The following is an 11,656-nucleotide window of genomic DNA, read 5'->3' as shown; positions in this document are numbered from 1 at the left end:
CTTTTTAAAACCCTTTCTTTATATGCTTAAACATTTCTTCCTAATACTTTTCGCCATCATCGTCCTTGCATCGTGTGGCGGTAACGACGATCCAGTAAATCCGGTAAAACCATTTGTGCCTACCAAGACTAAGAACACCTTGTTTGTATTTATGCCATATACAGCCAACAACAATGGCGGCAATAGTCTGTACTATAGCTTGAAGGGAAACATTGAAGACATGGAGCGAGCTATTGAACAAGAGAAAGGACTTGGCAACTCGCAGCTTATTGTCTTCATATCTGAGAACATCAAGACAAGCCACCTTATATATATAGGCTATAACAAAAACAAAGGCAAATGCCAACGCGACACCCTAAAGACATACACCGACTACGACTATACAATACCCGACGGCATAACATCTTTGCTTACCAGCATTAAGCAAATGGCACCTGCCGACAACTACTCTATGATTATTGGTTGCCACGGAGAGGGATGGATGCCTAAACCTAAAAGCACTCAAACACGCTACTTTGGTGGTACAGCCATACCTATAGATATATCCAACTTTAACGAAGGTATAAAGAATGCTGGAATGAAGATGAACTTCATACTGTTCGACGACTGCTATATGTCGGGAATAGAAGTGGCTTACCAACTGAGAGAATCATCCAACTATCTCATTGCTTCCACAAGCGAGATGATGGGATATGGTATGCCATATCACCTTATATTGAAGTATATGCTTGCCGACAATCCCAACTACGAAGCGCTATGCGAAGACTTCACTAAATTCTATATCACATATAAAAGCGGAATCCAACCTATGCCATATGGCACTATTGCCGTGACCGATTTGAGCCAAACAGAAACGATGGCTACATTTATGAAAACGGTCAACAACACACACACCTTCGACATAGACAAGATAGACGATGTACAAGACCTCGATGTGGAACACTTCGACCCTACCGTTTACTTCGACTTCGGTAGTTATCTGCGTGTTTTGTGCGGCAATGATGCCAACACTTATGCAGAAGGTACAAAGTTGCTTGATAAGCTTGTGCCGTATAAAGGTACAACGGGCATGATATACTCAGGGGCAGGAAATAAATCACTGAAGCTTAAGGAATACTCTGGTCTTACCATATCCGACCCTTCGATTAATTCAAGTGCCATTAAGACAAAGAAGCAAACAGCTTGGTGGAACGCCACGCATTAAGCCTAAACGCGCCTCAACTTGGTTGAAATGTCTTAAGGATTGGTAAACAATTACGCTTTTAAGTAATTTAAACATAAAAGATGCGCTATGGATTTTTTTTGTCTAAAGTAAAGTCGTATCTTTGCATCGTAGTTTTTTCTCATTAATTAGCTATCTGGGTCTCAGCTCTTCGTGATGAAGGGTTGGGACATTTTTTTTAATTTAATTGCCAGTTAATATCTAATAATTCGAAACTAATATCTAACAACATACGTTAAAATCGATATTCCACAAACAGTTTTTGTGTGTATCCGCAACCAACAAATGGGCATTTAAAGTATCTTTGCCAATAGAAAATCTAAAACATTAGATAAACCCCTCAATCATATATAAACATGAAAGATTTCAATACATTAACACGTGCCGAGATGCAGATAATGAATATTCTGTGGGATAAAGGTTGTGGTATGACAACGCACGAGATAATAGACGTTTATCCCGAACCACGTCCCGCCTACTCCACTATCGCCACATTTATGAAAATTCTTACGCACAAGAAGTACGTAACATCTTATAAACGCGATGGTGGAGGCAAGACATACGTGTTTTCGCCTTTAATAACAAGAGCCGAATACACACGTCATGCTATGAAGGAAGTAAAGAAATCGTTCTTTGGCGGCAGTCTTCACTCGCTCATTTCGTTCTTTGTGAAAGAAGAGAATATCTCGGACGAGGAACTGGAGGAGATACTAAGTCTGATAGACAAAGGAACGGAGAAAAGAGACAATTCAAAAACAGAAGAACTATGATTCTACCTTATATTATAAAATCAGCCTTGGTATTGGCTATGCTATACGTTTGCATCATGCCATTGCTTGAGAAGGAGACATTTCATCGGCTCAACCGAATAATCATACTTGGATGTCTGATCCTTTCATTTTTTGTTCCGTTTATTCACTTCACGGGCGGCACAAATCCAACAGTAAATATGCTTCGCCAAGCAGTACAACTACCAGAAATAATGATAGACGGCAATGGAAGCGAACAGTCGATATGGAATTTGGCTGACATCATGATCTGTATATATATAATAGGTGTCGTGGCTATATTCACAATGACAGTGGTTCAAACAGCCTCTCTGATACTGCGTTTGCGCAAATGCGAGCAGATCGCCGACAATAGAGGCAACACCATAGTTCTTACCGATTATACAATAAGTCCGTTCTGCTTCTTCCACTACATAGTGATGAGCCGCGACGACTATGCCAACAACCGTGGGTTCATACTCACACATGAACAGGAGCACATACGCTTAAGGCACTACATTGACCTCATCATTCTTCAAGTAGCCACTATCATACAGTGGTTCAATCCTTTCGTGTGGCTGATAGGCAAGAATCTGAAAGCCATACACGAGTTTGAGGTGGATGAGGCAGTATTAAACAAAGGCATTGATGCAACACAATATCAACAATTTCTTGTAATAAAGGCGGTTGGCAATCGTCTGCAGCCCTTTGCCAACAACCTTAACAAAGAGTCACTAAAACGAAGAATCATTATGATGAACCAGAAAAAATCAAACAGATGGATGATGCTCAAGGCATTGTTCGTTATCCCAGTGGCAACACTGGCAGTAAGCGTATTTGCCAACACTTCAGACATGAGCAGTATGGCAAAAGCAGCAAACACCACAGCAAACAGCATATCAACAAACAATATGCAGACAAAACAGTCTGACATTAAATCCTCTGACAAAGTTGAGGTGATGCCAGAATTTAAGGGCGGAAACAAAGCAATGATGGAATTTCTTATGATGAATATGAAATATCCAGAGTCTGCTGTCAAAGCCAAGCAGCAAGGCAAAGCAGTTGTAGGATTTGTTGTTGGAAAAGACGGAACAGTTAGCGACGTCTACATTGAAAAGTCAACCGGATATGATGTGCTTGACAACGAGGCTATGCGTGTGGTTAAGTCTATGCCAGCATGGGAACCAGGCAAGCAAAAGGGCAAGCCCGTTGATGTGAAGTACTTTGTGCCGATAACCTTCAGACAAAAATAATTGAGAAAAGGGAATGTAAGAATACTGTTGCTGTATTTTTACATTCCCTTTTTTGTGTATTAACACTTAAACCTTTCTCAACTTCAAGTCAGCAAGCAGAACAGCCAATTCTTTTTCTTCTTTTGCTGCATTCTTTGATTTCCATGCCACAATAAAGCGTACGCTTGCCGATGCAACATTATAACCCTTAGTCTCCCATTTGGCAAGTTTGTCTATCATGCCTTGTGAGAGTCGGGCTATGGCTTTGCCTGTTGGAGCACAACACAGATATGGAGCTTTATAAGTAAGTTCGTCACCACTACGCAAGGCAAGAACTTCCTGTTTGCTATATTTGAAATAATCAAGATATACATCCTTGTGCGAGAGTTGCAGCACAATTTCCTCCGGCACAGCGTATTGATGAGAATCCATGATGCGCTGACAATTATGTATACTGTCGAATACGTCACCATTGGTATGGATATACAGATTATGCTTAGCTCGGGTTATTCCTACGTAATATCTACGCAGTAGATCGTCAGTGTGATTGAATTTATCGGATATCAGCATATACACATTGTCAAACTCACGACCTTTCGACTTATGGACTGTAGATACCACCACTTCGGCATCTGAAACATCACAGAAATCCTCCACCGACGACTCAAATACAAACTCTCGCAAGTCGCTATAGTATTTGGCACGGTTAGTCTGCTCGAACATCTCCACGCAGCGACGCACGTATTGCAGACTCTTGCTCATAGCATACTTGCTGAAAGTCTTCTGCTTCGCCTCCTCCCATGCCTCATCAGCGATGAGTGGTGACTGCTTTCTGCTGTCAACACACTTCATAAAATAACGCATCTCCATCAGATTGGAAAACCGCAATCCTTCCAACGACTGTATCAGCTTGGCTTTTACACCGCGACCGTTCAGCAACGCAAGCATAACAACCGCTTCCTCGTTGGTCTGCGTCAGTATGCACGTAGTTCCATTGCCACGCTTCATTATGTCGTCGGCAACGGGCAGAAACATGTATTTGGAGATATGACGTGTTATTCTTACCTCACCATCATCATCACTCATCGACAAAATCTGGGCTGTCTTAAGTCTATACCTTACCGACTTGACAAAATCGTTTGCTGCTCCAACAACAAGGCGTGAGCTGCGATAGTTCTCAGTCATCTCAATGAAACGTCCACCCGGTTCCTTACTCAACTGAAACATAAACTTCGAGTCTGAACCACGAAACTCATAAATATTCTGGTCGTCATCGCCAACCGCAATGACTCGCATATCCTCATTGACCGACATAAGAGCCGAAACCAAAGCATAGTCGTCACCGTCCATATCCTGTGCCTCGTCAATCACAAGCACCGTCTTGCCGATGTGGTTTTGCTCCACTTCACCATTGTTTATCATCTCGGCAGCCTTTGCCTCAACGCCACTCACATCATCAAGATTGCCTATACGCCCGAGCAAGTCGAAGCAATAAGAATGGAATGTCTTTATCTCAACAAAGTGGGCGGCATTGCCAATAAGCTGCATCAGTCTCTGCTTGAACTCAGTAGCAGCGGCACGCGAGAATGTAAGCATAAGCAGCTGCTCATGCTTCACATCTTCAAGCAAGAGCAACGACGCAAGCTTATGCACCAGAACGCGTGTCTTACCACTGCCTGGACCTGCCGCCACTACAATACAACGCGACTCACGGTCCTCTATAATCTCTTTCTGTCGAGCCGACAACTGTCCGAAAAGCTCGCGGTATTTGGCAGGAGTAACGTTGCGGTTGATTTCATTCACACGATTGCCCTTAAAATACTTGCCGATGAACTGGCGATAGTCCATCTGAAAATAGTCGTGCACATATTGTAGGGCAGCGTCATAGTCGCTGACCATCAGATTAGCATATTCGCCCACTATATGTATCTGCTGAATCTTCTGCTTGTAGAATTCATTGAGCGTACGATAGTCGTCCTGCTTATAGCGCAAGCGATTGTCCTTCAGTCTGCGAATGTCCATAGCATTATAGAGCACAAGAAATCCACCTTCGAGCTTCAACGCTCCTATCTTAGAAAGGTAGAGCAATGATTCCTCCACATCTTCCAACTGCAAATCTGTAGAATCGAAGAAGAGCAATTGTCCATCCGTCTTAATGTCATTAAGCAATTCTACTACCGAAAACTGTACAGCCCCACTCTTCTTTGTCTCATCGTCCATACTCTCAGCCATACGGTAGAGCCAGTCCACGACAAAACGGCAGATGTTCAGACGCTTTTCAAATCGCTTTAAGGTTGATTCCATATCCGACTGCCGTCTTACCACAATATTGCGCGACACATCTTCCTTCTTGCGAGTGTAACCTTTCACGGCAAGAAAGTAAAGCAACGTTCGGATGTTCTTCTCCGTAGACTTGTCCAATCCATCGCGCACAGCATTGTCGTTAAGCTGCTTATAAGATATGCGCAGCGATTCGTCAGGAATATGCTTTATTATGTATTCCTCAAGTTGAGCAAAATACTCAAGCAAGTTTTTAGCCTTGCGTTCCGAACCTACATCCTGCATATAAGCCGAAATGTCCTTACTGTCGGCAAGTATTCCCTCCTGACGCATACGCTCTACAGCAGATACAATCTCTCTCTTGTTCATTCCAAGAATATCTGCAAGATAGTCTATACGCGACTCTGCCTCAGAGTCCAGTGCCTTTGAGATATGCTTCTGCGAAATCAACGACTTTATTATGCGCACAGCCTTCTCCACCTCGTCCTTCTCGAACAGCGACGAAGCGGTGATGCGACGACGTGCCTCATCCATGTTCTTAACAGTAATACCCGTGGCATAAACATGCGGCACATTGTTGCCACGCTCTATATAACCGCTCTGCTCAAGCGCCGAAAGAGCAGTACGCACACGAGTCTCTATGTCCGATATAGAGTCGTCCCAACCTGCCTGTCGGGCAATTTCGAGCGCCGAACAACACACACGTTGACGCTGGCGTGTAAAGCTCTTTACGGCTTGCCACACCTGCTGTATCTCACTAAGACTGAGTTTCGTCTGATTGAGCAGAATGAAATGCTTGTCAAGGTCGTTATCGCTGTATAGCACAAAGCATTGTGCCGTGAGATTTGGGTCACGTCCAGCACGTCCAGCCTCCTGTACGTAGTTCTCAAGCGAGTCTGAAATGTCGTAGTGGACAACAAGACCTACATCGCTCTTGTCTACACCCATGCCGAAAGCCGATGTCGCCACGATAATATCCACCCTACCCGACATAAACTCATCCTGATTTTTTATCTTCTCGTCAGAATCCATCTTGCCGTTGAACGGCAGAGCCTTCATTCCGTCGCGAGTGAGCTTCGAAGCGAGTTCGTGTGTGCGCTTCGTGCGCGACACATATACAATAGTCGGGCATGATGCCATCCGCACAAGTTCTCGAAGTTGCGCATACTTGTCGTCATCAGTATCGACGTGTATCACCTTATAACGCAGATTCTTTCTTGAAGCCGACGAGGCAAACAATTGCAGGTCGATACCAAGCCAATGCTTGAAGTAATCACATATATCTTGAACCACTTTCTGCTTTGCCGTCGCCGTGAAACACGACACTGGTATGCGTATGTCGACACCTTTACGCTCTTGGTATTCCTTGATAAACTTGCCAATATACAGATAGTCAACACGAAAATCCTGTCCCCAAGCCGAGAAGCAATGTGCCTCGTCAATGACAAACCTCACCACATGACGAGCCATGAGTATCTTCTCTATGGTCTTCGAGCGAAGCATCTCGAGGGATATATACAACAACGAAGCATCACCGCTCTGCACACGCTCTATAGCAAGCGAGCGTGATATAGGGTCGAGCAATCCGTTGATGGTCACCGCGTCTGTTATGCCACGGTCGGCAAGATTGTCTACCTGGTCCTTCATGAGCGACTGCAATGGAGATATTACTACTGTCAATCCATGTACACTACCTCCTTCAATCAAAGCAGGCAATTGGAATGTAAGCGATTTGCCTCCACCTGTTGGAAATATCGCCAACAATGATTTGCCGTCAATAGCAGCACATGCGGCATTTTCCTGCAAAGGCTCGCCATCATAAGTACGAAACGAGTCGTATCCGAAGAAGCGCTTCAAGTTATAGCGGGCGTCAAGCTGTCGGTTACAGTATTCACATCCAACAGCACAACGTGTATGCCGAAGCTGGCGTATAACGTACTCCACCTCAGGATAATTGTACAACACCCAAGCAGGAGTTACCGATCGTTGGTCGGTAGTGTCAATTAAAGCTAAGGCGTATGCCAACGCACAAGGATATTTTACTGCTAATGTCTTAATATCGGCATTAGCACAAATCTTGCCGTAAAATTCAGCCTGTATCAGTTCTACTAAAGAATCATTGGCATTGCTCTCTGCCCCTACCATCTGCATAAAACCGTCAAACTCTTCTATTCCAATGAGCAATGAGGCATAGATATGCTGCCTCCTTTCAGACAAACTACGCCAATGGGCTATTTCATCAAATAGTAGTTCGCGTGCCTTCTCACAATCGTTGACAGGATTGTTTATCTCGTCGCTCATCAGTTTGTCGTCCTTCACAAGTCGATGATAGGGTCGTTCGGGAAATAACAAGGGCGACATATACAGAGTGTCAACAAGTGCCCATCGCTGCCTCTTATCGCCAAACAGAAATTTTGCGTCATGATGCACAATGTTATGACCACACACAAAATCTATATCAGACAAGAAATCTAGCAAGTCAGCCTTGGAATTCCTGTGAAAAGTAGCCTCATCATGGCGCAACGCTCCAATGTCTTGAATCTTATGATTCTTTACGCCAACCTCCACGTCCACAAAGGCATAGCTGTCGGCATCACGTGTAAAGGACGTGATGTCGTTGTCGGCAGAGTGTGAAGCAGCACCTATATTTATTGTATCTAAGATTCTATTCCAAAGTGACATAATAGTGGTAAAGGTTCATATTAATAGAATAATATATATGATACAAAATTAATAAATAATATTGAACATAATAACATTCTTGTAGAAAAGTCACAAAATATGTATACCTTTGTCTCCTGCAATGGACAAGATGACACGTGAGCAACGCCATCGCTGTATGGCGTCTATACACAGCAAGGATACAAAGCCGGAGTTGATAGTGCGGCACTACTTGTTCGGCCGAGGATTTCGCTATCGGCTGAACCATCCCCGCCTGCCCGGTCGTCCCGACATTGTAATGCGCAAGTATCGCACAGTGGTGTTTGTCAACGGCTGCTTCTGGCATGGACATGAGGGTTGCCAGTACTACCGATTGCCCAAGACCAACACCGACTTCTGGCATGCTAAGATAGAACGCAACCGCGAGCGTGACCGAAAGGAACAAAAACGGCTTGCCGAAATGGGATGGCACTGCATCACGATATGGGAGTGCCAACTAAAGCCTGCTATACGGCAGCAGACATTGGAGTCGCTGGCTTTCACACTCAACCATATATTCCTTAACGACCACACTACACACCGCTACCAACTGCCTGAGGAAGAGAGCAGCATGGCGGCGGAACCCCATAATATTCCTTGACAAAGAATAAACCTATAAAATGAAATGAAACAAGGAAGAAAACGATCCTATTACTTTTTGTGTGAGCATAATGGCTATGATAATAATGGCTATACCGATCCGAATGATCTGCCTACAGACGGATGCGGTAACAGCAAATGGTAAAAAACAACAGCTATATGGAAAACATCGAAGTAATGGTGATTCTATTCATCATTGTTGTGCTGGGCTATACCTTGTGCAAGCTTGGCTACATGGGCGACCGATTCGACCAGAAGTTATCATCAATAGTTATTGACATCACGTGTCCGGCATTGATTCTGTCGTCGGTAATGGGTAAGGAATTGCCCGACCGCACATTAATCTTACCTCTACTCGGAGTAGGTTTTCTTACCTAATTTCTGTCTAAGTGACATCCTAAAAAATAGGCACATGGTGTTAATATCGAAATATACATTACATAAATCCCAAACGAATGATACCAAACCCCAAAACACTGCCATTATCCCACATTTTTGTACTATATCCTGCATGGGAACCATGCAAACAAGATGGCAAACCTGTAGTTATGTTATAATATTAAGAAAAAAGCGAAGCCATTGCCAACGCTGAATACAGCATCGACATGACTTCGCTTATAACTAACTTATTTGTTAAAACTATCTACTTACAATATCATTTCCTCTTACTCTAATGTCAGCACGTGGCTTGTGCCATCCTGTGCTGTAAATACGTTCAATCCAACCTTCATCAAATAGTCGCCACTATACTGCTTGCCGTTGCACTCAAGTTCAGAAGCCTTGCCTGGCATAAGGTTGGTTTCCTTTATAGTATACATCTTGTTGGCGTCCAAGCCCTGAAGCTTCACGTTAAGCTGTGGTTCTTTGTAGCGAGGATGCAAGTCGTAGGCAAAGAGTACGGCACGCTGCTTGTCCTTGCTTACATAGTTGATGGCGCAGTGGCTACCCTCGTATGGAGAAACCAAGCGATACTGGTCGCCCTCAAGAATCATCGGCTTCATGTCGTTGTAGTTCTTTACAGCCTGCTGCACAAACTTATAATCGTCGGCCGAGAGCGACTTGAGGTCGATATCGAAGCCAAGCTTGCATGAGCTGCATACATCGGTGCGGAACTTAACTGATGTGTTCTTGTTCCAGTTGGTTACATGCGAGCCCATTGTCTTAGCCGGGAAGAACTTAGACAGACTCCACTGTATGTAGATGCGCTCGTATGGGTCGGTATCGTCAGAACACCAGAACTCGGTAAAGTACTTCAACATCTCATAGTCCATTCTGCCACCACCGCCTGAGCAAAGCATCATCGGGAGCTTAGGATACTTGTTGTGTATACGTGTGAGCACATTGTAGATGCCACGCACATGATCGATGTAGAAGTTGCCCTGATTCTGCTTGTGGTAAGGCGAGTAGATATTGGTAATGACGCTATTGCAGTCCCACTTGAAGTAAGCAACGTCCGGATTCTCGGTCATAATGCGGTCGACAATGCCAAACACATAATCCTGAACCTTAGGGTTAGAGATATCGAGCACCAACTGGTTGCGATAATAATATGTCTCGCGCTGTGGCTGCATAATAACCCAGTCGGGATGCTTCTCGAAGAGTTCGCTCTTTGGATTAACCATCTCCGGCTCAATCCAGATACCAAACTTCACTCCTGCCTTCTTGGCATCTCTTACCAATCCTGGTATACCCTCAGGCAACTTGCTCTTGGTGGCATCCCAATCGCCAAGACCAGCATGGTCGTCCTTACGAGGATACTTATTGGCAAACCATCCGTCATCGAGCAAGAACATATCCACACCAAGATCCTTTGCATCCTTCATCAATTCGGCAAGACTCTTCTGGTCGAAGTCGAAGCCAGTGTTCTCCCAGTTGTTCAAGAGAGTTAGTCGGTCGTCCATACCCATGTTCACCTGATACTGTCGAGCCCAGTTGTGCAGGTTGCGCGAAGCTTCGCCCATACCATTGTCGCTCATAGCGAATATAAACTCTGGAGTAGTGAATACCTCGCCAGCCTTAAGCTTATAGTCGGAAGCATAAGGATTGATGGCTGGTATAACGCGTAAGGCTCCCACGTTGTCCACCTCGAAAGTAAAGCGGAAATTGCCAGGCCATCCTATTGTGCCAAGCATCACCTTGCCTTCATTCTCCTTGGCAGGTTCGTCAAAGCCAAGCTCGAAGAAAGGCTCAGCCTGCATGGCTGCACGTGTTCCAAGCTTTGTATCTATAATCTTCTTGCCCGTGCTCAGCTGTGTGGTCTCTGGCTGTCCCTCCTTAGCCCAGTCGCTATGATAGTTGGTAAGGAAGTACTTGTTGGCCTTGAAGTAGAGCATTGTAGAGCTATAGCGCCATAGTGTGATGGGGGCCTTCTCCTTATGCGATATCTCGCTCCATGCCTTGATGACGTTCTCCTTGGCATAAGCTACATAATGAAGCTTCACTGTCAATGGATAAACCTTGTCCTTAAGCGTTATTATGGTCTCGGTGCCACCCTTCACAGCCTTCTGCTCAGATGACTGATAATATAAATAGGTGGTCATGTTGCCGTCGGCATGAGTTACGGCTACAGCAGGCTCAAAGAAATCCTCGGCTCCAGATGTGGCATACACTTCGTGTCCACGCTGGCAAACAGCTCCATCTGATGCCGCATAAACATCCCACTTCAGGTTGTTGTAATCGGCAGGATTCAAGAATTTGTCGCCAAGATAAACCTGGTAAAGGCGACCCTTAGGCGATACTTTCATCACAAGGTCGGTCTTATCGGTCGACACACGGATGATGTCTTGAGCGAATGTCATAACAGATGTCATACACATCGCCGCAATTAGAATAATAGACTTTTTCATAGTCATTTG

7 protein-coding genes are annotated in these 11,656 nt (G+C 44.5%); 5 read left to right on the top strand and 2 right to left on the bottom strand.

The window, feature by feature from the left end:
• Positions 1-22: 22 nt before the first annotated feature.
• The 3 genes from C9991_RS07270 (at position 23) to C9991_RS07260 (ending at position 3,242) form a co-directional block, all read left to right on the top strand.
• A complete protein-coding gene (locus C9991_RS07270) occupies positions 23-1,204 on the top strand; it encodes a clostripain-related cysteine peptidase (protein ID WP_106811928.1) in 1,182 nt (393 codons plus the stop codon).
• 374 nt (positions 1,205-1,578) lie between these two features.
• Positions 1,579-1,992, top strand: coding sequence for a BlaI/MecI/CopY family transcriptional regulator (locus C9991_RS07265; protein ID WP_106811927.1), 414 nt, complete (start codon positions 1,579-1,581; stop codon positions 1,990-1,992).
• Positions 1,989-3,242 (top strand): M56 family metallopeptidase, encoded by a 1,254-nt coding sequence (locus C9991_RS07260; RefSeq protein WP_106811926.1) that lies wholly within the window; start codon positions 1,989-1,991, stop codon positions 3,240-3,242. Before C9991_RS07265 ends, C9991_RS07260 begins: the two co-directional genes overlap by 4 nt.
• 66 nt (positions 3,243-3,308) lie before the next feature.
• Here the strand turns inward: C9991_RS07260 and C9991_RS07255 are convergent, their stop codons facing one another.
• Entirely contained in the window at positions 3,309-8,183 is a 4,875-nt protein-coding gene (locus tag C9991_RS07255; RefSeq protein WP_106811925.1) for a RecQ family ATP-dependent DNA helicase, read from the bottom strand.
• 121 nt (positions 8,184-8,304) lie between these two features.
• On the opposite strand from C9991_RS07255, the gene C9991_RS07250 reads away from it, so the two are divergent.
• Both C9991_RS07250 and C9991_RS07245 read left to right on the top strand, forming a co-directional pair.
• Positions 8,305-8,802, top strand: a complete 498-nt coding sequence (locus tag C9991_RS07250; RefSeq protein ID WP_106811924.1) for a very short patch repair endonuclease — start codon at positions 8,305-8,307, stop codon at positions 8,800-8,802.
• 158 nt (positions 8,803-8,960) lie between these two features.
• On the top strand, positions 8,961-9,179 hold the full coding sequence (locus tag C9991_RS07245) for an AEC family transporter (RefSeq protein ID WP_198643765.1): 219 nt from the start codon (positions 8,961-8,963) through the stop codon (positions 9,177-9,179).
• A 287-nt stretch (positions 9,180-9,466) separates the two neighbouring features.
• Here the strand turns inward: C9991_RS07245 and C9991_RS07240 are convergent, their stop codons facing one another.
• On the bottom strand, positions 9,467-11,647 hold the full coding sequence (locus tag C9991_RS07240) for an alpha-galactosidase (RefSeq protein WP_106812769.1): 2,181 nt from the start codon (positions 11,645-11,647) through the stop codon (positions 9,467-9,469).
• Positions 11,648-11,656: the final 9 nt, after the last annotated feature.

This window comes from Prevotella merdae (assembly GCF_900290275.1).
GTDB lineage: Bacteria > Bacteroidota > Bacteroidia > Bacteroidales > Bacteroidaceae > Prevotella > Prevotella merdae.
Note: the sequence above shows the minus strand (reverse complement) of the source record. Positions and strands in the feature narration are given on the sequence as shown.

Bases quoted from the DNA above. Each gene is read 5' to 3' on its own strand.
- C9991_RS07245 (WP_198643765.1), top strand. From the start codon at position 8,961: ATGGAAAACATCGAAGTAATGGTGATTCTATTCATCATTGTTGTGCTG.
- C9991_RS07270 (WP_106811928.1), top strand. From the start codon at position 23: ATGCTTAAACATTTCTTCCTAATACTTTTCGCCATCATCGTCCTTGCA.
- C9991_RS07265 (WP_106811927.1), top strand. From the start codon at position 1,579: ATGAAAGATTTCAATACATTAACACGTGCCGAGATGCAGATAATGAAT.
- C9991_RS07255 (WP_106811925.1), bottom strand. From the start codon at position 8,183: ATGTCACTTTGGAATAGAATCTTAGATACAATAAATATAGGTGCTGCT.
- C9991_RS07260 (WP_106811926.1), top strand. From the start codon at position 1,989: ATGATTCTACCTTATATTATAAAATCAGCCTTGGTATTGGCTATGCTA.
- C9991_RS07250 (WP_106811924.1), top strand. From the start codon at position 8,305: ATGGACAAGATGACACGTGAGCAACGCCATCGCTGTATGGCGTCTATA.
- C9991_RS07240 (WP_106812769.1), bottom strand. From the start codon at position 11,647: ATGAAAAAGTCTATTATTCTAATTGCGGCGATGTGTATGACATCTGTT.